21 protein-coding genes are annotated in these 22,521 nt (G+C 56.7%); 18 read left to right on the forward strand and 3 right to left on the reverse strand.

The window, feature by feature from the left end; all coding sequences use genetic code 11:
• Positions 1-148 precede the first annotated feature (148 nt).
• From RKA07_RS12385 to RKA07_RS12400, 4 genes are all read left to right on the forward strand, one after another.
• On the forward strand, positions 149-1,060 hold the full coding sequence (locus tag RKA07_RS12385) for an NAD(P)-dependent oxidoreductase (RefSeq protein WP_310966444.1): 912 nt from the start codon (positions 149-151) through the stop codon (positions 1,058-1,060).
• 5 nt (positions 1,061-1,065) lie between these two features.
• The gene (gene hyi / locus RKA07_RS12390; RefSeq protein ID WP_310966445.1) at positions 1,066-1,839 is read left to right on the forward strand and encodes a hydroxypyruvate isomerase; all 774 of its coding nucleotides are present in this window, start codon (positions 1,066-1,068) and stop codon (positions 1,837-1,839) included.
• Between the two features lie 108 nt (positions 1,840-1,947).
• Positions 1,948-2,628, forward strand: a complete 681-nt coding sequence (locus RKA07_RS12395) for a winged helix-turn-helix domain-containing protein (protein WP_100637889.1) — start codon at positions 1,948-1,950, stop codon at positions 2,626-2,628.
• On the forward strand, positions 2,615-4,096 hold the full coding sequence (locus RKA07_RS12400; RefSeq protein WP_200369859.1) for a HAMP domain-containing sensor histidine kinase: 1,482 nt from the start codon (positions 2,615-2,617) through the stop codon (positions 4,094-4,096). Before RKA07_RS12395 ends, RKA07_RS12400 begins: the two co-directional genes overlap by 14 nt.
• 3 nt (positions 4,097-4,099) lie before the next feature.
• Here the strand turns inward: RKA07_RS12400 and RKA07_RS12405 are convergent, their stop codons facing one another.
• Positions 4,100-4,381 carry a hypothetical protein gene (locus RKA07_RS12405; protein ID WP_200202365.1) on the reverse strand — a complete coding sequence of 94 codons (282 nt, stop codon included), beginning with the start codon at positions 4,379-4,381 and terminating at the stop codon, positions 4,100-4,102.
• A 266-nt stretch (positions 4,382-4,647) separates the two neighbouring features.
• The gene (gene greB, locus RKA07_RS12410; RefSeq protein ID WP_200202364.1) at positions 4,648-5,121 is read right to left on the reverse strand and encodes a transcription elongation factor GreB; all 474 of its coding nucleotides are present in this window, start codon (positions 5,119-5,121) and stop codon (positions 4,648-4,650) included.
• Positions 5,122-5,288: 167 nt separating this feature from the next.
• Here greB and RKA07_RS12415 point away from each other — a divergent pair, with 167 nt between their 5' ends.
• Complete coding sequence (locus RKA07_RS12415) at positions 5,289-5,747, forward strand: hypothetical protein (RefSeq protein WP_227714732.1); 459 nt, start codon at positions 5,289-5,291, stop codon at positions 5,745-5,747.
• A gap of 86 nt (positions 5,748-5,833) precedes the next feature.
• On the opposite strand, the gene RKA07_RS12420 is transcribed toward RKA07_RS12415, so the two are convergent.
• Positions 5,834-6,094 (reverse strand): acyl-CoA-binding protein, encoded by a 261-nt coding sequence (locus RKA07_RS12420; RefSeq protein WP_200202363.1) that lies wholly within the window; start codon positions 6,092-6,094, stop codon positions 5,834-5,836.
• A gap of 305 nt (positions 6,095-6,399) precedes the next feature.
• Here RKA07_RS12420 and tssB point away from each other — a divergent pair, with 305 nt between their 5' ends.
• The 13 genes from tssB to tssA all read left to right on the forward strand — a co-directional run bounded on the left by tssB (position 6,400) and on the right by tssA (position 22,462).
• Positions 6,400-6,894, forward strand: coding sequence for a type VI secretion system contractile sheath small subunit (gene tssB / locus RKA07_RS12425; protein WP_200202362.1), 495 nt, complete (start codon positions 6,400-6,402; stop codon positions 6,892-6,894).
• 65 nt (positions 6,895-6,959) lie between these two features.
• Positions 6,960-8,441, forward strand: a complete 1,482-nt coding sequence (gene tssC / locus RKA07_RS12430; RefSeq protein WP_200369856.1) for a type VI secretion system contractile sheath large subunit — start codon at positions 6,960-6,962, stop codon at positions 8,439-8,441.
• A 27-nt stretch (positions 8,442-8,468) separates the two neighbouring features.
• On the forward strand, positions 8,469-8,873 hold the full coding sequence (tssE, locus tag RKA07_RS12435; RefSeq protein WP_310966744.1) for a type VI secretion system baseplate subunit TssE: 405 nt from the start codon (positions 8,469-8,471) through the stop codon (positions 8,871-8,873).
• A 145-nt stretch (positions 8,874-9,018) separates the two neighbouring features.
• Entirely contained in the window at positions 9,019-10,791 is a 1,773-nt protein-coding gene (tssF, locus tag RKA07_RS12440; RefSeq protein ID WP_200369855.1) for a type VI secretion system baseplate subunit TssF, read from the forward strand.
• Entirely contained in the window at positions 10,755-11,771 is a 1,017-nt protein-coding gene (tssG, locus tag RKA07_RS12445; RefSeq protein ID WP_200369854.1) for a type VI secretion system baseplate subunit TssG, read from the forward strand. Before tssF ends, tssG begins: the two co-directional genes overlap by 37 nt.
• Before the next feature lie 19 nt (positions 11,772-11,790).
• Positions 11,791-13,140, forward strand: coding sequence for a type VI secretion system-associated FHA domain protein TagH (tagH, locus tag RKA07_RS12450; RefSeq protein ID WP_200369853.1), 1,350 nt, complete (start codon positions 11,791-11,793; stop codon positions 13,138-13,140).
• Positions 13,137-13,676 (forward strand): type VI secretion system lipoprotein TssJ, encoded by a 540-nt coding sequence (gene tssJ, locus RKA07_RS12455; protein ID WP_200202357.1) that lies wholly within the window; start codon positions 13,137-13,139, stop codon positions 13,674-13,676. The genes tagH and tssJ overlap by 4 nt, the downstream gene beginning before the upstream one ends.
• Positions 13,676-15,010: a type VI secretion system baseplate subunit TssK gene (tssK, locus tag RKA07_RS12460; RefSeq protein WP_200202356.1), complete on the forward strand. Its 1,335-nt coding sequence runs from the start codon at positions 13,676-13,678 to the stop codon at positions 15,008-15,010. Before tssJ ends, tssK begins: the two co-directional genes overlap by 1 nt.
• A gap of 3 nt (positions 15,011-15,013) precedes the next feature.
• Positions 15,014-15,841, forward strand: a complete 828-nt coding sequence (gene icmH, locus RKA07_RS12465; protein ID WP_200369852.1) for a type IVB secretion system protein IcmH/DotU — start codon at positions 15,014-15,016, stop codon at positions 15,839-15,841.
• 10 nt (positions 15,842-15,851) lie between these two features.
• Positions 15,852-18,506: a type VI secretion system ATPase TssH gene (gene tssH, locus RKA07_RS12470; RefSeq protein WP_200369851.1), complete on the forward strand. Its 2,655-nt coding sequence runs from the start codon at positions 15,852-15,854 to the stop codon at positions 18,504-18,506.
• A gap of 183 nt (positions 18,507-18,689) precedes the next feature.
• A complete protein-coding gene (locus RKA07_RS12475) occupies positions 18,690-20,261 on the forward strand; it encodes a sigma-54 interaction domain-containing protein (protein WP_310966745.1) in 1,572 nt (523 codons plus the stop codon).
• On the forward strand, positions 20,258-20,971 hold the full coding sequence (gene vasI / locus RKA07_RS12480) for a type VI secretion system-associated protein VasI (RefSeq protein ID WP_310966446.1): 714 nt from the start codon (positions 20,258-20,260) through the stop codon (positions 20,969-20,971). The genes RKA07_RS12475 and vasI overlap by 4 nt, the downstream gene beginning before the upstream one ends.
• A 36-nt stretch (positions 20,972-21,007) precedes the next feature.
• On the forward strand, positions 21,008-22,462 hold the full coding sequence (gene tssA, locus RKA07_RS12485) for a type VI secretion system protein TssA (protein ID WP_310966447.1): 1,455 nt from the start codon (positions 21,008-21,010) through the stop codon (positions 22,460-22,462).
• The last annotated feature ends 59 nt before the right edge of the window (positions 22,463-22,521 follow it).

The following is a 22,521-nucleotide window of genomic DNA, read 5'->3' on the forward strand; positions in this document are numbered from 1 at the left end:
TTGGTGCACGAAGTAATTGGGCAGGCCCTTCCAAAACACGCTGTGAATACATCCCTGTACGCTCGGCTCCGCCATCCATGGCTCCGCACGGTTTTGGAAGGGCCTGCCCAATTACTTCTTCCCGATACTTGAAACCGAGACCTCTAAAATGACTGAGAAACTCCCCCGTATCGCATTTCTTGGCATCGGCCTCATGGGTGCTCCCATGACCCGCAATCTGCTGAATTCAGGCTTCCCAATGACTGTATGGAACCGAACGGCCAGCAAGTGCGAGCCGTTTGCCAGTGAGGCAAGGGTAGCTGAGAGCCCCGTTGATGCAGTGCGAACCGCCGATGTGGTAATCACCATGCTGGAAAACAGCGATGTGGTTGAGCAGGTGTTGGTTGCCAGTGGTGCCATGGCAGCTCTAAAGCCGGGTGCCCTGGTGATTGATATGAGTTCCATTCAGCCGTCGGTCGCTCGTCGGCATGCCGCGCTTGCGATGGAACAGGGCGCTGGCTATGTGGATGCGCCGGTTTCTGGTGGCACGCTGGGTGCTCAGGAAGCGCGGTTAAGTATTATGGCGGGCGGTACAGAGGAAGATGTTTCCAGAGCTTTGCCCGTGTTTGAGGTGCTGGGTAAGTGCACGAGAATCGGGCCGGTTGGAGCCGGGCAGCTTGCCAAATTGGCTAATCAGGCGATTGTTGGAATTACTATTGGCGCGGTGTCTGAAGCTTTGTTGCTGGCTGCCAAAGGCGGGGCTGATCCGGCGGCAGTGCGGGAGGCACTGATGGGCGGCTTTGCTGGTAGCCGGATTCTGGAATTGCACGGTCAGCGTATGATCGATCGGGATTTTGCGCCCGGCGCGCCAGCGCGGATACAGCTGAAGGACATGCGGATGATTCTGGATGAGGCCCGGGCAGAAGGATTAACGCTGCCGTTGTCGCAGCAGGTGCACAACGAATATCTCTCGCTGGTCGCTAATGGCCACAGTGATGCTGATCACAGTGGCCTGCTGCTGGAGTTGGAGCATATTAACCGCACCCGTCTTGGTTTTGCTGGCCCAAGGTATAAGGAGTAACTGTCATGCCGCGTTTTGCTGCCAATCTGTCGATGCTATTCACCGAAGTGCCGTTTACCGAGCGTTTTGCCAAAGCGGCGGCGGCCGGGTTTAGGGGCGTGGAGTATCTTTTCCCCTATGAGTGGCCCAAGGAAGAGCTGAGTAAAGCTCTGGAAGGCAATGGTTTGACTCAGGTTTTGTTCAATCTGCCGCCGGGTGACTGGGAGGCAGGTGAGCGTGGCATTGCTTGCTTGCCAGGCAGGGTTGATGAGTTCCGCGCCGGGGTGGATCACGCCATTGAGTATGCCCGGGCTCTTGGGTGCAAGCGGCTGAACTGTCTGGCTGGATTGAAGCCGGTCGAACTGGATGAAGATACTGCCTGGCAAACGCTGGTGACGAATGTGGCCTGGGCAGCGGATAGGCTGGAGGGTGAGGGTATTACGCTGTGCGTTGAGGCAATAAATTCACGGGTCGATATGCCCCGTTTTTTTCTTGATACGTCTGCCAGAGTCATGGCTCTGATTGAGGAAGTGGAGGCCGATAACCTGCGCCTGCAATATGACATCTACCACATGCAAATCATGCAGGGTGACCTTGTGCGCTCTATGGAGTGTTTGCTGCCATGGATTGGGCACATCCAGTTTGCCGATAATCCGGGACGACATGAGCCGGGAACCGGCGAGATTAACTTTTCGAATGTTTTTTCCGCCATCGATAAAATGAATTATGACGGCTGGGTAAGTGCGGAGTACCTGCCTTCCGGGGCGACGGCAGATAGCTTGCACTGGTTGCCGTCATAGAACCGACCGTCGCCATTGGCGACACCCTCTTACAAGATCGTAACTGGCCGGTGCCCCGAGTTATTCGTACTCTGTTGTTAATGTAATCCGCTATCAGGAGGGGATCCGGTGAAAGCGCTGGTAATCGAAGACGATCAGGACGTAGCAAATTATCTTGTTAAAGGGCTGAAAGAATCAGACTTCGTGGTTGATCACGCTGCCGATGGCAAAGACGGCATGATGATGGCCGCCAGCGAAGAGTACGACATCATGATTGTCGACCGCATGCTTCCGGGCATGGACGGGCTCTCTATCATCAAGACCGTTCGCGCCACGGGAAACCAGGTGCCGGTTCTTATACTCAGCGCGCTGGGCGATGTAGACGATCGTGTTGAAGGCCTGCGGGGTGGCGGTGATGACTACCTTACCAAGCCTTTCTCCTTCACTGAGCTTCTTGCCCGGATTGAATCGCTGGTTCGCCGAAACCGCCAGTCGGCGGAAACTGAAACCGTGCTGCGTGTAGCCGATCTGGAAATGGATTTGCTCGCCCGAACGGTTAAGCGCTCCGGTCAGAACATTGATGTTCAGCCCCGGGAGTTCCGGTTGCTTGAGTACTTGATGCGCAACGCCGGCCAGGTGGTCACCCGGACAATGCTGTTGGAAAAAGTCTGGGATTATCACTTCGATCCCCAAACCAACGTGATTGATGTGCATATCAGCCGTCTGCGGGCAAAGATTGATAAGGAATTCGAAACTCCCTTACTGCAAACCGTGAGGGGTGCAGGGTACATGTTACGTGAAACTGCTTAGCCAGCTCAGGACATCGTCCTTCCAGCTTGCCCTGCTGTATATGGTGGTGTTTGCCACCTCGGTATTTTTATTACTGGCCTTTATTTACTGGCGTACAGCGGGTTTTATGACCGCTCAGACCGACGAAACCATTGAAGCGGAAATCGCCGGACTGGCGGAGCAATACAGAGGGCGCGGTGTAAACGGCCTGATCACGATTATTCGTGAGCGGGTTGCCCGCGATCCCAATGCAAAAACCATCTACTTGCTGACCACCGAAGACTTCCTCAAGCTGGCCGGCAATCTGGAAACCTGGCCAGAGGGCAGTCCCTCAGAGGGTGGTTGGGTTAACTTTACGCTCAGCTCAGCTGTGGGCTGGAAAGGGCCGGAGCGCTTGGCCCGGGCCCGAATATTTGAAGTTCAGGGCGGTTTGCGGCTATTGGTGGGTCGAGATGTTGACGAGCTCACCAGCCTCAAAAGAGTAATTGAAACGGCCATCAACTGGGGCATGGGGATCACCCTTGCGCTGGCACTGCTCGGTGGCTATTTGATGAGCCGAAATACCATTCGCCGCATAGAGGTCATCAATAATACCTCCCGGCGAATAATGAACGGTCACCTCTCCCTGCGTATACCTACCCGTGGCACTGAGGACGATTTCGATCAGCTGGCAGAAAACCTGAATCAGATGTTGGACCGGATTGTTTATCTGATGGAAGGTATCCGCCATGTGTCTGACAGCATTGCCCACGACCTTCGTACGCCTCTCACGCGATTGCGGAACCAGCTTGAAAACACTCTGATGTCTGTCGATAACGATGAGGCACGGGAACAGGCCGGCCGCGCTGTAGCAGAAGCAGACCAGCTCCTTGCGACATTTAATGCGCTGCTGCGCATCGCGCGTCTGGAAACAAAAGGTAATTCGTCTGATATGAAGCGGGTGGCTCTGGACGAATTGGTGTCTGATGCCTGTGAGCTATACGAGGCGGTGGCAGAGGATAAAGATCAAACGTTTGAGCAGTCTCTGGAGCCTGGCGTAATGCTCGAAGGCGACCGGGATCTGTTATTCCAGATGATCAGTAACCTGATCGATAACGCGATTAAATACACGCCCGAGCATGGTGCCATTGGTGTAGCTGTGCGGAGAGACGGCGATGACGCTGTTTTCGAAGTCAGCGATAGCGGTATCGGTATTCCTGACGATGAAAAAGATCAGGTATTCCAGCGTTTTTATCGGGTTGGGAAAAGTCGTTCGCTTCCCGGCAATGGCTTGGGTCTAAGCCTGGTCAGTGCCGTTGCAGAAATTCATAAAGGGCGGATTATACTTAGCGATACTGATGAGACACAGCAGCCGCCCGGATTGACGGTTGCTGTGTACATGCCTGCGCTCACCCGTGCGCGCAAGCGCATACGGGCTACCCAGGCAGAACAGGCGTTGGCGCCGGCCACCGGTGACGCTACTGGTGCCACAGAGACCGACCGCGCCTGAGTCTTAGTGACTCGGGCGGAACCGGTTCACTTGCGACATAACCGGCGCGAATAAAGCATCGGTTCGGGTTTCAATCTTCTGGGTGATGCGCTCAATCTGAGTGCGACGAAGGTTGATGCGCACCTGAATGCTGTCCCACTCACCTTCAAGGTGTTTCTGTTCTGACATCAGAAAAGCCGCGATGTTGTGGCGGTTAACTTTTCCGGTAATGCCCATCTGGTCAAGGCGGAAACCCAGCGCGTCTACGCCTTCAAGAGCCATGTTCAGAAGCTTCTGTGTGTTCATTTATGCTATCTCCATAACTGGAAGCGGGTATAAGGTTCGATACCTTAACGCTATCCCGGTCCCCTAGAGTGTACAACCTAATTTTCTGCACATACTTGCCTGGTTCTCCCTGACTAAAAGGTAATTCATCGGCAAGGGCGTGGTAATTCCGGGTGTGTAGAATTGAAGCTGTAGATAGAGGCAAGCACGAATAGCAGCTTGCTTCTCCCTCCAGCACAGCGCTAGCCTTACCCCGTTTTTACGGGGTTTTTTTATGCCTGGTTGTTCTACTTTTCGTAAGTAATTGAGTTGATGTACCAGGTGATTGTTCCTGCATCGGTTCTTACCTCGGCCTCATCGCCTACTTCTTTTTTCAGAAGAGCCCGGGCCATCGGTGAGTCGATGGAAATGTAGTCATTGCGGTTGAATATCTCATCGTAGCCAACGATTCGGAACTTCAGGGTTTTGCTATCGTCGTTTTCAACTTCTACCCAGGCCCCGAAAAATACTTTTCCTTCCTGATCCGGGTGGTACTCCACTACCTTCAGATTGTCCAGGCAGCGTCTCAGGTAGCGTACTCGGCGATCAATCTCTCTGAGTCGTTTCTTGTTGTACTGATAGTCTGCGTTCTCACTGCGATCGCCAAGGCTGGCCGCCCAGGTAACTTTTTTGGTGACCTCCGGGCGCTCAAATCTCCAGAGTTCGTCGTGTTCCTTTTGCAGATCATCGTAGCCCTGCCGGGTGATAAGTGGCGTCTTCAAAGCGGCTCCTGTTGTCCAAAGGTGGTGCGAAACTGGCAATCTTATTCATCCGAGCCAGTGAAAGTTGTCACAAAACGGTCAATTAACTGAGAAACACGACCGGTTTGGCGATAGACTGATCGAAAATTGACACAATTCTAAAAAGCGTGTCTTCGAGGGCAAATCTAATGAATCTCTTGCACCGTTCTGTCAGAGCGCCGAAATTGATGCACTCCGGTTTGGCTTCTGTCGTTTTCCTGTTCATGGTAACAGGATTGGCCAGTGCGCAGACCAGTCCTGGCGAGAGCCAGGTGTTTGAGGTTGAGCAGCGGTCAACGCTGGAGACTATCCCTTTCAACTCCATTGCTGAAGATGTGCTCTCGGACACGGTGATAGAGGGTGGTTTGGCTGCGCCCGCTGAGGGTGTTCCTGTGCAGCAAGCGGGTGCTGACGATTTCTATCTTGACCCCTTGGCGCTGCAGCCGGGTGACGGCCGTACGGACCTCGGGCGCTCCCAGATACCAGTAGAGTTTCGCTTCAGCAATCCCAAATCCCTTCCCGGGCAGACACACAGCAATAATTACGTAATTCGCCCACCAGAAAACCGCACCTACGAAGCTCTCAATGTGAACATGAACGGCCGCTGACAGGCCCGGAAAATGCAGGAAGGCGTTAAATTACAGGTGGTGTGATCCCGGCAGTGTTTTGGCCGGGACCGGAAAGCTGAGGTGGCTTACTTCAGGGCTTCGAGCTTGTCGATGTACTTCTGCATGGCGTCGTCTTTCGACATACCTTTGCACTTTTCCCAAGCGTCATACTTGGCGCGGCCAACAAAATCCATCATACCCGGGCGCTTGCCTGACACATCACCTTCGGTGCCCTGCTTATACAGTGCGTAGAACTCCAGCTTCATCTCGTTGGATGGCTTGAAGTCACCTTCGGCATTTTGAATGTAGTTTACTGCCTCTTCGAAACGGGATTTCACGTCGCTCATATCAATCTCCTCCTTGGTTATTGTGAAAATACTTTTAAAGCTTTAACTATGGTTTCAGGAGTATAGCTACGACGCTGCGTGCCGTCATTGACCAAATTTCCTGAGGCTGTGGCCAGTGGGTCACATGTACATGCCTGGGCACAAACACTTTGGCAAAAGTTTGCCCGCGCGCACAGTTTGAGGCGCTGCTGGCCAATTATTGCTTGAGAAACCTGAGCCACATGTGTACAGTTTTGTCGCTGCGTGCCAGGACGGTACGCACGAAGGATTGAACAACTGCAAATGATTTGCACAGGGAGCAAGCCATGTCGTCCAAAGACGGTTCTGTCGCGCCGAAAGAGCGCATCAATATCAAATATGTCCCCGCCACCGGAGATCAGCAGGCTGAAACCGAACTGCCGCTGAAGATGTTCGTCGTTGGTGATTTTAAAGGACACGCCGAAGAAACCCCCATCGAGGAACGCAAAGCCATTTCCGTCGACAAGAACAACTTCCGTTCTGTCATGAAGGAAGCCGGCCTTACGTTATCTACTACTGTATCCAACCAGCTGGAAGAGCAGGCCGACGAACTGCCGGTCAACCTCGAATTCCAGTCCCTGGATGACTTCTCGCCCGACAGCATTGCCCGTCAGGTTCCTGAGCTGAAGAAGCTGATCGAGTTGCGGGAAGCACTTGTCGCTTTGAAAGGCCCTCTGGGTAACGTGCCTTCGTTCCGTTCCAAGCTGCAGGAGTTGCTGGATAACGACGAAGCCCGTGAAACCCTCTTGTCTGAGCTGGAACTGGCTACAGAAGGCGAGTAATCATTGCTGCCGCCTTCACGCGGTACACAACACCAAATATCAATCACGTACTGAAGGGATGTGGTATGTCTGATACTGCTGCGCAGCAATCCGCTGCCTCTGAATCTGTAATGGAAGGCTCCTTGCTCGACCAGGTCATGGCCAACAGTCGCATGGCGCCAGCTGACGAGGGCTACGATGTCGCCCGCAAAGGCGTTGCAACGTTTATTGCCAACCTGCTGAAAAGCGAAGAGAAAGGCCAGCCGGTCAACAAGGCACTGGTTGACCAGATGGTGGTCGAACTGGATCGCAAGATCAGCGCCCAGATGGATGAAATTCTGCATGCGCCCAAGCTGCAGGAACTGGAATCCTCCTGGCGTGGCCTCAAACTGATGGTTGATCGCACTGACTTCCGCGAAAATATCAAAGTGGATATTTTGCACGCCACGAAAACCGAACTTCTCGAAGACTTCGAGTTCGCTCCCGATGTCACCCAGACCGGCTTCTACAAGCACATTTATTCCACGGAATATGGCCAGTTCGGCGGCGAGCCCGTAGGTGCAGTTGTTGGTAATTATGCGTTCACACCGTCTACACCGGATATGAAGCTGCTGCAGTATGTATCGTCTGTTGGTGCCATGGCTCACGCGCCTTTCCTGTCCTCGGTTGCGCCGTCATTCTTTGGCGTAGACAGCTACCAGGAACTGCCGGCAATCAAGGAATTGAAAGCCGTTTTCGAAGGCCCGAAATACGCCAAGTGGCGCTCCCTGCGTGAATCCGAAGACGCCCGCTATCTGGGCCTGACATCCCCACGTTTTCTGCTGCGGGTGCCTTACGACCCCAGTGAAAACCCGGTGCGCAGCTTCAACTACAAGGAAGACGTCTCCGGCGATCACGAGCATTACCTGTGGGGCAACACCGCCTACCTGCTGGCTACGCGATTGACCGAGAGCTTTGCCAAATACCGCTGGTGCCCGAACATCATCGGTCCGCAAAGCGGCGGTGCTGTGGAAGATCTGCCGGTTCACCTGTTCGAATCCTTCGGCCAGCTGGAAGCCAAGATTCCTACAGAAGTGCTGATCACCGATCGACGTGAATACGAAATGGCGGATGAAGGCTTTATCTCCCTCACCATGCGTAAGGGTAGCGATAACGCGGCCTTCTTCTCAGCCAACTCCGTACAAAAGCCCAAGCAGTTCCCGAACACCAAGGAAGGCAAGGAAGCGGAAACCAACTACAAGTTGGGTACCCAGTTGCCGTACATGATGATCGTTAACCGCCTGGCTCATTACATCAAGGTGCTGCAGCGCGAACAGATCGGTTCCTGGAAGGAGCGTCAGGATCTTGAGCGCGAACTGAACACCTGGATTCGCCAGTACGTGGCCGATCAGGAAAACCCACCGGCCGAAGTACGCAGCCGCCGCCCATTGCGCGCAGCTCAGGTAACGGTTTCCGATGTAGAAGGCGATCCAGGCTGGTACCAGGTGTCTCTGGCTGTGCGTCCGCACTTCAAATACATGGGTGCCAACTTCGAGCTGTCGCTGGTAGGCCGCCTGGACAAGGATTAATCCGTGTTCAGTAGTGATGCACAACCCATGGGAGGCAGCCTGTTCGAACGATTGGAGCAGGCTGGTTCTCCGGAAGGGCAAAGCATGGGGGAAGTCACCCATGTGGTGGCTTCAATAAAACGCCACCTGGTTCGACTGCTCAATGCACATCCCGGCAATAGCGCCTGTGCGCCGGAACTGGGACTGCTGGACTTCAACGATGCGACTCTGGGTACCCACGATCTGAGTATCCAGATCCGCAGCGCAATTCGGCAGTGCATTGAGAAGTACGAACCGAGAGTAAAGCGGGTTGATGTGGTTGCTTTACCCCAGGGGCCAGACCCTTTGCAGTTACGGTTTCAGGTAACGGTATACCTGAACGTAGGCGCAAAAGACGACAAAACGACGATAGATCTATTACTGGATGACAAACGTTACTACCGAGTGACGTAACGAAACGATCAGCAAACACCAAGGATGGCAGGAGCCGGTGGGGATGCTTTTCTGCAGGGAAAAAAATGTCTGAGCGCAGCGAGTTGTTTTTTCCCGGAAGAAAAGTATACCGACCGGATCATACTCCCAAGGAAGCGGTAGTTGTATGAAGTTAAACCGATTTTACAGGGACGAACTGAGCTTTCTGCGATTGCAGGGGCGGGAGTTTGCTGAGGCTCACCCGCAGCTTACCCGATTTCTTTCTGAGCAAAGCACCGATCCTGATGTTGAGCGCTTGTTGGAAGGCTTTGCGTTTCTGACCGGGAAACTTCGGGAGAAAGTGGAAGATGAATTTCCAGAGCTGACCCATTCATTGCTGAACATGCTTTGGCCGAACTATCTTCGTCCGGTTCCGAGCTGCACCATTATGCGGTTTGATCCGCAGTTGCATTCCATCAGTGAGCGACAAAGGGTTGAGCGGCACACGGAAATCAAGAGCCGCCCTTTGGGAGACTCCACGCGTCAGACTCAGTGCCGGTTTCGTACCTGTCGTGTTGTGGACGTTTTCCCAATCAGTGTCGCCGATGCTCACGCCGAGCATTCCCGGGAAGTGTCGTCGATGACAGTAGACTTGGCGCTGCATACCGATCAACCGCTAAGCGCCCTGGATCTTGATAGTCTGCGCTTCTATCTGGGCGGGGATAATCACACGGCTGAAACGCTATATTTGTGGCTGAACCATTATCTCAGCCGCATGGAACTGGTGGTTGGCGAGTCGGTTTACAGCCTGCCGACTTCTTTGTTGAAACCTGTCGGTTTCGCCAGTGATGAGGCGCTTTTGCCTTATCCAAAGAACGCCTATTCCGGCTATCGGATTCTGCAGGAATACCTGAGTTTTCCGGAGGCGTTCCGGTTTGTGGACATTACCGGCCTGAAGAACCGCTTGCCGGCGGTTCAGGCGGATGAAATCAGTCTGCGTTTTCATTTCAGCCGGATTTTGCCACCGGATGCCCGGGTTCGGGCGGAGAATATGCAGCTTTACTGCACGCCGGCGGTGAATCTGTTTGCCCATGAGGGTGAGCCGGTGGATCTGAACGGGCGTCAGACCGAGTACCGGATTCTGGCCTCGAGCCGGTCGCCGGATCATTTTGAAGTGTTCAGCATTGAACAGGTTGAAGGCTGGCTGGAAGGCCGTTCGGGGCGGGGCGAGCGCCGGCTGTATACGGCTTTCGAAAGCTTTCAGCACGAAGTTGAGCGGGATCGTGGCCGCACAGCCCTGTATTACCGGGTTCGAGCCAGGGATAGCGTGCGCGGTGATGGCTTTGATCACTATATGTCGTTTGTTCGCGGCGATGAATCCGAGTGTATGGATCGCCAGGAAGCTATTTCCCTGACGCTGACCTGCACCAACCGGCAACTGCCGCAACAGCTGGCGGTCGGGGAAGTTTGCATGGCTACCGAAACCACGCCGGCGTTTGCGTCCTTCAGCAATATCACCCGTCCCACCGCTACCTTGAGGCCGACTCTGGATGGCAGCCTGTTGTGGACACTGATCTCCAATCTGTCGCTGAACTATCTCTCCATGCTGGATGTGGATGCCTTGCGCACCGTATTGCGTGTGTATGATTTCCGCGCACTGGTGGATCGCCAGGCGGAGCGGGTGTCCCAGAAGCGGCTTGCGGGTATCAGTGCCATTGAAACCAATCCGGTGGACAAGATGATCCGCGGGCTGCCGGTACGGGGAATTCGTTCGGTGATGAAGCTGGATCAACAGGCCTTTGCCTCGGAAGGCGATTTGTACCTGTTCGGCACCGTACTCAGCCAGTTCTTTGCGCTTTATGCCAGTATCAACGCATTTCACCAACTGGAAGTGGTGAATACAGATAATCAGGAACGGTATACATGGACGTTACAGCAAGGTCAGCAACCGCTGATGTAGCCGGCCTGCAGCCCGTTCTGGGTAATGCGCGGCGGTACAGTTTTTTTCAGCTGGTGGATCTGATTCACCGGCACCACGGTGACGATCTGGAAGGCGGTCGCGACGAGCAACCGCAGCAGGAGCGTATCCGGTTTTCCGCCTCGGCGGGCCTCGGGTTTCCCGGTAGCGATGTGGTTTCCGCTTTGTCGCCGGAGCATGAGCACGGCCCCTACCAGATGGAAGTGAGTTTTCTGGGCCTGCACGGTTCACAGTCGCCGCTGCCGGGTTATTACCTTGAGGATCTCGCCTGGGAAGCGGGTCAGGATCTGGGTATTCGCCGGCATTTTCTGGATTTTTTCAATCACCGGCTGGTTACCCTGTTTCACCGGTCCTGGCGCAAATACCGTTACTACGTGCGTTTTCGCCCCGGCGCATCGGATGGCTTTTCCAATCTGATCTACGCCCTTATCGGCCTTGGCGATAGCCGATTGAGAGAAGCCACACCGGTTAACTGGTCAAAAATGCTGGCCTATTCCGGCTTGATGGCAGGCCGCAGCCGTTCGCCGGAAGTGGTCAGTGGCATTGTGGCTCATTGCTTTGATCTCGACGATGTGAGCATTGAGCAGTGGGTGTTACGCAAGGTCGCCATTGGTGAGGACCAGCAAACGCGCTTGGGCCAGTGCAACGCTACGCTGGGGAACGACACCTTGGTCGGCTCGCAGATCCGTGATCGCAGCGGCAAGTTTATTCTGAGGATACGCAACCTCAGCCGTCAGCGTTTTGCAGACTTTCTACCCAACGGACAGGATCACCAAAGACTGGTGAAGCTGGTGGAATTCGCGACCCGAGAGCAGTTGGCTTACGACCTGGAATTGCAGATGCGCGGGCAGGATATTCGCCCGATGCAGATGGGGCAGGACATACGGTTGGGCTGGAATTCTTTTGTAACGCCAGAGAAATCCCGGCGCTGGCCAGCGGTTCGGATTCAGATACGCCGTTAATATGAAAAGGAATGCAATCATGGAAGAGCGGCAGGTAACCAGACTGAAGTTGACGGTCACCAACCCCGGCACAACACGCAGTGGCGCCGGCATTGAACACAGCTTTGGGCCCCGGGGTGGTTCCATCGGCACCGCCGAAAGTGACACCTGGCAATTGTCGGCGCACCGCACCGGCGCTGTTGCTGGCCATGCAGAAATCCGCCTTCTTGACGGAGGTTATTGCCTGATTGATCGCAGCGGTCGCACCTATATTAACAGCGCAACCCAGCCTGTTGGGCGCGGCCGTCGGGCCCGGTTGAACCAGGGCGATACTGTCAGTATTGGTCGCTACCGCATACGGGCAGAGTTAATAGCAGCGCAGGCGGGTTCGTCCACTGAACAGGAGCTGGAACTCCGCGAAGCGGCAGAAGACCGGCGATTGGTGGATATGGCCGAAGGTGAACTGGTACGCGGAGCTGCGCGTGATAGCGATATGCAGGTAGCTGAGCCGCTGGAAGGGCTGGCGTCGGCTGCCGCTGAAACCCCGAGCGCTGATCCCATGCTGCACTGGCAGGATGAGCCAGTTCGTGTAGATCAGGAAGAGCGCACACTGATGGCAAGCGAGCGCGCCTGGTTTGCCACGGAAACCGACGTAACGGATGAATACCGGGAAAATCGCGATGTGGCGATGGGCCTTCCGGTAAGGAGAGGAGAGAGAGACAGGATGTCAGAAACCCATAACGGCGCATTGGGCGAAGGTTCAGGTGAGAGAAGCCAGCCGCACAGCGATCAAAGCCGCAAACATATCAGTGCCACCCCTTTGATGCAGGGCATGGAAGCGGGGCTCGACTTTGCTGACAGTGATGGCATGCAGTTGTTCCTCGAAGAAGCCGGGCAGACCCTGAAAGCCACAATTGATGGTTTGCTGGCTCTGCACCAGGGCGAAGACAGCCGGCATCAGGCCCTGCGCACACGGTTGCAGCCCATCGAAGATAATCCTTTGCGCCTTGGCGGGGACTACGAAGAAACCGTGCAAACCCTGTTTGCCAGCCAGCGCAGCCCGGTGCACTTGTCGGCACCTGCCGCCGTACAGGAAAGCCTGCAAAGCCTGAATCACCATCAGCAGGCAACTGGCGCGGCAATCAGTGAAGCGCTGGAAGCCATTCTTCATGCGTTTTCACCAGAAGCTCTGCTGCGCCGCTTCCATGGCTATCGCCGTGGCTTGCAGAAGAATGAGGATGAAGGCCGCTGGGCCTGGGATATGTACCAGCACTACTACAAAGAATTGAAATCGAGTCGTCAGCAGGGTTTTGAGCGCCTGTTTCAGGAAGTGTTCGATCAGGCTTACGACCAGCATTTGCGTCAACTACAAAGGGAGAACCTGGTGTGAAAACCTGCAAATGGAAGTTGCTGACGATGGCAGTAGTATTTGTGCTTGCAGGATGCAGCACACCCTATAACGCCGTAACCAAAACCGCGAAAGTACTCTGGGACCCCAGCATTCCTGTGGGTTATCCGGAAGATCTCCCCAGCCGGGTAGATCTGACTATGGTAGCCGAGCCGGGTGTGAACCCGAATGAGTCTCTGGCACCGACACCGATAGCCTTTCAGATTATTGAAATGCGCGACAGTTCCTTGTTGATGGCCGGTGATTTCGACCAGCTCCTGAACAACCTGAAAGACTCCCTGGGCCGGAACTACATCGAGCACAGCGACTACACCCTGCTGCCTGGCCAGTTCAAGTTTATAGAGCCGTTTGAGATCAGCAAGGACACCCGATTTATCGGCGTGATTGCCTTCTATGCCTACCCGAACCTGTCCCAGTGGAAGAAGGTGGTCAGGGTGGATCCTGTGGGTGGCCGTTACCACTTGCTTGTGAATCTGCGGGACAGGGAAGTCAAACTCAAGCGGTCGGAAGAAACCTGATGGCAGTTACAAATAGAGTCGTCTGGAGTGATGGGCTGTTTATCAAACCCCAGCACTTTCAGCAGCAGCAGCGGTATCTGGAACACCAGATCAACGAGCGGTCTCTGGCGGTTTCTGACTACCTGTATGGATTCAGCGATCTGGAGCTGAACGCGGAATACCTGAGCTTCGGGCGCGTGGGCCTGGTGCGTGCCAGCGGCCTGTTCCCGGATGGCACTCGCTTCAACCTGCCTCAAGACGATGTGATGCCAGAGCCTCTGGAAATCACCGATGCATCAGTGGCGAATCAGGTTGTGTACCTGGCTCTGCCGTTAGGTAACGATAGTCTGGCTGAAGTTGAGTGGCCAGATGCGCCTGCAGCCGGGCGCTTCCGGGCTCAGAGCACAGAGATCCGCGACTTGCATTCGATCGACGGCGACGCCCACATCATTGACGTGGCCCGAGTGGCGCCGCGCCTGATGCTTGAACGGGATGACCGAAGCGCTTATGCGGCCGTGGCCATTGGCCGGATTCTGGAAAAACGTCCGGATGGCAGCCTGGTGATGGATCCGAATTTTATACCCACCATGCTCAGCGTTCGGTCGGCGCCCAAACTGCAGCGCTTTGTCGGTGAAATGGCCGGATTGATGCGTGAACGTGCGCGTAACATTGCAGAACGTGTTGGCGCGCCAGGGCAGGGCGGTGTTGCCGATGTGGCGGATTTCATGCTGCTGCAGATGCTTAACCGGGCACACCCGAGATTCATGCACCTGGCTCGTTTGCGCCAGCTGCATCCGGAGCGTCTGTACGAAGTTCTTTTGGAACTCTGCGGCGAGTTGGTGACATTCACCGACGAAAGCCGGCTGCCACGTGAATATCCCCCCTATGATCACGATCTTCCCGAAGACAGCTTTACACCGCTGATGCAGGTATTGCGGCAATCCCTGAGCACGGTGCTGGAGCCGCGGGCTCTGGCTATTCAGTTGCAGCAGCGCCAGTACGGCCTGACGGTCGCGCCGGTTCAGGACGGCCAGTTAATCAACGGTGCCGAGTTCATTCTGGCGGTGAAAGCCGATATGCCCCTGGACGACCTGCGCAAGCAGTTTACCCAGCAGTGCAAGGTGGCCTCCGTGGAGAAAATTCGCGATCTCATCAGCCTGCAGTTGCCGGGCATTCCGCTGTCTGCGCTGCCAGTGGCACCGCGCCAGCTGCCGTATCACGCAGGATTTGTGTACTTCCGGCTGGACGATCAAAGCCAGGCCTGGCAGATGCTCGACAACGCCAGTGGTTTTGCCTTCCACGTGGCGGGCAGCTTCCCGGGCCTGGAAATGCAGTTCTGGGCAATCAGGAGCTAAATTATGACAAATGCACAGGTAATGGATTTACCCAATGGCAGCAGGCAGTCCGGCGGCAGTGCATTCAGTGATCTGTTGTTTGCCGACGAGCAGCCGCAAAACGGCGCGTCCGGCAATGAATTTGGCAATGACCAGTTCCAGCTCCGGGGGCTGGAAGACAACCGCCTGACGGATGCCGCTACGCCTTTGCTTGGGCTGGTCATCCGGATTCGCCGGCTGGCGGACTATCGCGCCGTTGAAAGCCTCTACCAGCAGGTAGTGGACGAAGTGGCCGCCATAGATCGCGAGCTGATCGAGCAGGGCTATGAACGCCCCACCGTGGTGGCCTATCGCTACGTGCTTTGTGCCTTCATTGATGAAGCGGTGCTTGGTACGGACTGGGGTGCCCACAGTGTCTGGTCGCAGCATTCGCTGCTGTCGCGCTTTCACAACGAAACCTGGGGTGGCGAGAAGGTCTTCGCCATACTCGCACGCATGGAGCAGGAGCCGGCGCGCTACAAGGACATGCTCGGGTTTATTTACCTCTGCCTGTGCCTGGGTTTTGAAGGCCGGTACAAAGTGATGGAAAACGGCCGCGACGAATACGAACAGATATTGAGAGGGCTTCATGAGCAGCTGCAATCGCTCCGGGAAAACTCTGACCTCGAGCCTCTGGCAGACGCACAAATCAACGTAACACCGGCGCGCAATCGTCTGCGCAGTGGCCTGCCGATCTGGGTAATTGCCGGGGTGTTCGCAGCAGCCATGGCGGGAATATATAGCTTATACAACATAGCGCTGGAAGAACGCATCAGGGATGTGCTCAGCGTATTGGAACAACTACCGAAATAAGGATATCACTGTGATTCGGGTAGAACTGCCAGCGCTCATCGGGCGCCTCAACGACATTTGCCGCAATGGCCTGGAAGCCTCCGCGGCCCTTTGCATCAGCCGCCAGGGTGCGGAAATTACCCCGGCCCACCTGCTGTTCAAACTGCTGGAAACGCCGTTTTCCGACGTGCGCCAGATTCTTGAGCAGGCCGGTATCAACCATCAGGAATTCCAGCCCATTGTGGGTGAAAGCCTGAACGGCGAGCTGCAAACGGCGGAGCCGTATCCGTCCTTTTCGCCACTGCTGATCGACCTGCTGCAGGACGCCTGGCTGTTGGCCTCCACCGAGCTGGGGCATCGGAACTTGCGCTCCGGCGCCATCTTTCTGGCCTTGCTGATGAACACCGACCGCTACCTCATGCCCCAGGTCAGCCAGCACCTCCGGGACATTAACCGGGAGCAACTGCGCCGGCAGTTCGACACCATGACCGCAGGCTCCGCCGAGCGCCCGGAAATAGCGCAAGGCGAAGCAGGCGCGCCTCAGGTTGAGGCGGATATGGACCCGCTCAAGCGCTACGCCACCGATTTTACTGCACTGGCCCGTGCCGGAAAGCTGGATCCTGTAGTGTGCCGCGACGCCGAAATCGACCAGATGATCGACATCCTCTGCCGCCGACGCAAGAACAACCCCATCGTAGTAGGGGATGCCGGAGTTGGTAAAAGTGCCATCGTGGAAGGCCTCGCCTTGCGCATCGTCAATGCCGAAGTACCTGAGCGCCTGCAAAAAGTAGAGCTGTGGACTCTCGATATGGGCGCGCTACAGGCGGGTGCCTCGGTAAAAGGCGAATTCGAGAAGCGCCTCAAAGGCGTGATTGAAGCGGTGAAAGCCTCAACCACCCCCATCATCCTGTTCATCGACGAAGCCCATACCCTGATCGGTGCCGGCAACAGCGAAGGTGGCTCCGACGCCGCCAACCTGCTCAAGCCTGCTCTGGCTCGCGGCGAACTGCGCACCATCGCCGCGACTACGTGGCGCGAATACAAAAAGTACTTCGAAAAAGACCCGGCCCTCAGCCGCCGCTTCCAGCCAGTGGCCCTGGATGAGCCCAGCCCGGCACAAGCGGTACACATTCTCCGTGGCCTGCGCACCGTGTATGAAAAAGCCCACCAGGTACTCATCGCCGACAGCGCCCTGAAAGCCGCCTCCGAAATGTCTGCCCGCTACCTGGCAGGCCGACAGCTCCCGGACAAAGCCATCGACGTACTGGACACTGCCTGCGCCCGGGTCAGCCTCAACCTGAGCACGCCACCGCGCAAACTTAGCCACGTGCGCAGTGAACTGCACCAGCTCTCCATGGAGCAGGAACTGCTGAACCGGGAGCACACCCTCGGCCAGAGCGTCGACACCGACCGGGAAGCGGAACTGGAGCAACGCATTGCCGAACTGAATGAACAGGCCGCCGAACTGGAAGAAAGCTGGAACACCCAGCGCGACATGGTGGCGCGCCTGGTGGACATCCGCGAACAACTGCTCAACCCGGCGGACGTTCAGGAAACCATTGCAAAAGACGAAGCCGATATTGAAGCAATGCCGGAACAGGCTGGTCTGGAAGAACACCCCGACCTGCAAAGCGAAGCCGCCGCCCTCGAACAGGAACTGGCAGAACTCCAGGCGGACGACCCCCTGGTGCACGCCCGGGTAGACGCCCGCCAGATTGCCGAAGTCATCGCCGACTGGACCGGCATCCCCGTCAACAGCATGACCACCGACGAACTGGAAAAAATCACCCACTTGCCGGCGTACCTGCAGGCCCACATCAAAGGCCAGGACACTGCCATCGACTGCCTGCACCAGCACCTGCTAACCGCCCGCGCCGACCTCCGCCGCCCCGGCCGCCCCATGGGTGCCTTCCTGCTGGTGGGCCCCAGCGGCGTGGGCAAAACCGAAACCGTGGTACAACTGGCCGAACTCCTCTACGGTGGCCGCCAGTTCCTCACCACCATCAACATGTCCGAGTACCAGGAGAAACACACCGTCTCCCGCCTGATCGGCTCACCACCTGGCTATGTCGGCTATGGCGAAGGCGGCATACTCACCGAAGCCATCCGCCAGAAACCCTATTCCGTGGTGCTGCTCGACGAAGTCGAAAAAGCCCACCCGGAAGTCCTCAACCTCTTCTACCAGGCTTTCGATAAAGGTGAACTGGCAGACGGCGAAGGCCGGTTGATCGACTGCAAAAACATCGTCTTCTTCCTGACCTCCAACCTCGGCTACCAGACCATCGTCAACCACGCCGAACACCCGGAGAAAATCGAAGAAGCCCTCTACCCGGAACTGGCCGACTTCTTCAAACCCGCGTTGCTGGCAAGAATGGAAGTCGTACCCTACCTGCCGCTGGGCGAAGACACCCTCAACCGCATCGTCGGCGACAAACTGGAACGCCTGGCCCAGCAAATCCGTGACCGTTACCACACCGAAGTGGTGATGGAAGACGGCCTGGTAGAAGCCATCCGCAGCCGCGCAACCAGAAGCGAAAATGGTGCCCGCATGCTGGAATCGATCATCGAAGGTGAGTTGCTGCCGCCGATCTCGTTGGCGTTGCTGGAGAAACTGGCAGCCAAAGAGCCGGTTAAGCAAGTAACTCTGGGCGTTTCCGAAAACAGGTTTTCAGGCACCGTAGCTTAGGCCAACCGAGATCTAGCGCAGCGTGGGGTTCTGCTCTCCAAAACCCTGCGTAGCCATGGATGGCGAAGCGGAGCCTACAGGGACGTATTCACGGCGTGTTTTGGAGAGCAGAACCCCACGCTGTGCGACCGGGTCAGTACAGAACCGGATAACAGGAACATAAGGGAAAAGAAAATGGGACGGATGCAGATGGAACTGCACACCGGCATAGAGCTGGCAGTCGCACTGACACGCCAAACCACATTGCCGGATTTGCTGAAAACCGCCACCACACAGCTGGAAAACGCCTTCGGCCTGACCCGCTGCTGGGCACTCGAACTCGACCTCAGCGGCCGCACACTCCACTGCAGCGACCTGGCTGAAACCGGCGAATTCGACTGTGGCGACTTCAGCCACCCCTTCGCCCACCTGCTGCAAACCGGCAAAGCCCGCGAACTCACACGGGCCGCCAGCTACCGCCTCGACCACCCCGGCTTCCAAAGCCTCATGGAAGCCAGCGACCGACCAAAATCCCTGTGGCTCGAACCCCTCAAAGGCGACGACGGCCGAACCCTCGGCATACTCGTACTCTGCCGCGAAGCATCAGACTGGGATGGCATCACCGCCCAACCCCTGTACCGCGGCCTCCTGCACCTGCTAAAGCACCAGTGGATCGCCCAGCTGCAAAGCCGTGATCAGGTATGGCAGCGCCGCCTGCTTAAACGCTCCCTGGACAACCTGCACGACGCAGAAACCCTGCGCAAACGCAGCGAAACCCTGGCTCGCACGCTTGTGGGACCCTCAGAGTCCATGACCAGCCTGCGCGCCCAGATTGTTCGCGCAGCCGGCAGCCAACTGTCTGTGCTGGTTCAGGGTGAAACTGGCTGCGGAAAAGACGTCGTGGCCAGAGGCATTCACGAACTATCAGACCGCGCCGACGGCCCCATGGTGGTGGTCAACTGCGCCGCCATCCCGGACAGCCTGCTGGAAAGCGAACTCTTCGGCCACACCAAAGGCGCCTTTTCCGGCGCCGACCAGGCCAAAGAAGGGCTTTTGGCCCAGGCCAGTGGCGGCACCCTGTTTCTCGACGAAATCGGCGACATGCCCATGGCGCTGCAATCCAAATTGTTACGGGTGCTGGAAAGCCGTCAGTTCCGCCCACTCGGGGCACAAAAGGAACAGCACTCCGATTTCCGACTGGTCGCGGCTACCCATCAACCCCTGCGGCAGAGTATTGAAGACGGGAGCTTCCGTCGGGATCTGTTTTACCGTCTCAGCCAGTTTCCGCTGCAAATAATGCCCCTGCGGGAACGCCTGGATGACCTTGAAGCCCTCAGCCGCCACTTTATCCGCCTGTACACCGAGCGCGAAGGCGCCGGGCCTTTGGGCATCAGCAGCCACGCACTGCGCGCCCTCGCAACCTACGATTTTCCCGGCAATGCCCGTGAACTACGCAACATCATCGAGCTGGCCTGCCTGCAGACTCCCGCAGGAGATGACATTCAGCCGGAAATACTCCGGCTCACCGACATGTTCCCAGGCCTGGCAGGCCCGGAAACGCATGGGGCAGTAGCATGCAGTTCCGATGAGCAAGTGGTGTCTGGCACGGAAGATATTCGGGATCTCAAGGCAGCCGCCCAGGCATTTGAAGCGGCGGTTATCCGTGATCGCTTGCGCCAGTATGGCGGCAACCGTGCCCAGGCCGCCGAGAGCTTGGGCCTGCCCAAGCGCACACTCGCCCACAAATGCTTGAAATATCAGGTTGCCGAATCATGAAGCACCCGAACGCCCCGACTCGCTCCAGCTTGCGCCCACTCCCTCTTGGTGCTGTCGCACTGGGCCTGCTTTGTTTCGGCGCCGCTAGCCTGGCGGATGTACCTACGCAAGCCCAGGCTGACTTGCTGGAAGATGCGCGCGGGTGCACCAGCGAAACCCAGAGGCTGGAGCGGTTGGCGTGTTTTGACGAGGTTTTTGGTACCCCTCTGGCAGAGGCTGATGCCGCAACCGGGCCCAATGCCGGAGTGCGCCGCATGGTCGGCTCCCTGCGCTGGCAAGAGGCCTACGCACAGCAGAGTGCTGAGCCTTCTTCTGGCAGCCTGAGCTACCGCAATACGGGGCAGACCGCCGGCCTTCTGGTGACCGTCCCCGCGCTGGGCGCAAAACCGCCACGGCCTCTGCTGGCCCTCCAGTGCCACAACAACATTACCGAGCTGACCCTGATGCTGCCGGAGCCTCTGGATGCAGAACGGGTAAACCTTGGGCTTGGCACCACAGACGCCGCCGGCCAAGGTGCCTGGCGGGTGCGTGATAATGGCTACGTGCTCAGCATCGGGCGCGGCCTGCCGGCTATCCGGGCGGTCAAGGTGATAGAGCACAAAACTGATATCCGCGTTTATTCCGAAAACAGTCGCATAGACGGTCTGCTATTCGATCTGACCGGTTTTGAAACTGCCATTCGCCCGCTTCGTGAAAGCTGTGGCTGGTAGTTGAATACAAACGCAAGGACGCGAGGAGCGAAGGACATGCAGGTAATAGAACAGCATCCCTACATTGAGCAGGTCGTCACCCCGCTGGATGGCGAGTCGCCAACCGGTCACGGGCTGGGAGAGGATGCGGCGCTCGGGTTCCTTGAAGACGAAATCATGAAAATCGGCTCCCTTGCCCATACCGATATTGATTGGGGCAAGGTTGAGAGCGAATCCCTGAAAATACTCTCTGCTCGTAGCAAGGATTTGAAAGTTTTCGGCTTTCTCCTGATTACCTTGCAACGGGGTGTTGATGGAGAACGCTTTGCGCTTTCGCTGTACCTGCTCCAGCAAGTGCTGGAAAGCTGGTGGGACGATGGTTGGCCATACCCGGGCGATAAGGGTAAGCGCGCGCGGAAAATGATGTTCACGCAAATGCTGCAGCGGGCGGCCAAAGGTGTGGCAGGCAGCTCCTTTGATGCCAGTGTGGGCGATGGCCGACGTTTTTGCCTTGACGTGCTGGCAAAACTTGAGGCGCAAGCGCAACAGAAAGAGCTGCCTGATGATGCGCTGGTGGATCTCAAACGAGCTGTTGAAAAACTACCCCAGGCCCAGGAGGTTGGTGGTCAATCGGGAGCGAGCGCAGAGGCAACTTCTGAGCGCTCTACTGCTGCAAGTGATAACGCCAAAACGGCGCCAGCACCTTCCGCTACGCCAGCCAGCCCGGCACTTGGCGCCCTGACGCTGGACCCGGGTAATGAGCGGGCTACCCGCCAGAGTTTGTTGAAAGTGGCAGATTTGCTGACCGGCACCGAGCCCGAGCGGCCCCTGGGTTACCAGATTCGCCGGTACGCCATCTGGCAGAGCATTACTTCGGTACCGCCAACCCGGGATGGCAAACGCTCTGACCTGGCCGCCGTAAGTGCGGATCGCGTTGCGGAATACCGTGAAGCTCTGGAAAAAGCGCCCGATCAGTCGCTTTGGCAGCGCATAGAACAAAGCCTGTCGGTCAGCCCCTTCTGGCTTGAAGGCCACCGACTCAGTGCCGGTGTGGCCGCGGCTTTGGGATGTGATGCCTGCGCTGAGGCCATTCGTGCAGCCGTTAACGAATTTGTGGAACGACTGCCGCAGCTGGCGGAACTGACGTTTAACGATGGCACCCCGTTTCTATCGCCGGAAGCCCAGGAATGGCTTTGGTCTGCGCCTGCACATGCCCAGGGGCAATCTGGCGGCAGTGCCAGCCCATGGGAGCAAGCCTATGACACTGCGCGGGAGCTGATTGCCCAGAAAGGGCTGGCGCAGGCTATGCAATTGCTTGAAGACGGGCTTGCGGGCGCCCGCGAGCCACGGGAGCAGTTCTACTGGCGCTTGGCATCGGCACGGCTGATGAAGGAAAGCGGCCTGGTGAGCCTGGCGTCACGACAGATCCAGGACTTGCAACAACAGATAAGTGGTTTGGTTATCGAAGATTGGGAGCCAGCACTCCTGAAACAACTTGAACGACTGTCCTGAGAGCTTTGGGCGTGTGTTGCCAGAGCTCTCAGTAACGAATCAACGAACTAGCCTGTCGA

Source organism: Marinobacter xiaoshiensis (assembly GCF_031631795.1).
Classification (GTDB): Bacteria; Pseudomonadota; Gammaproteobacteria; order Pseudomonadales; family Oleiphilaceae; genus Marinobacter; species Marinobacter xiaoshiensis.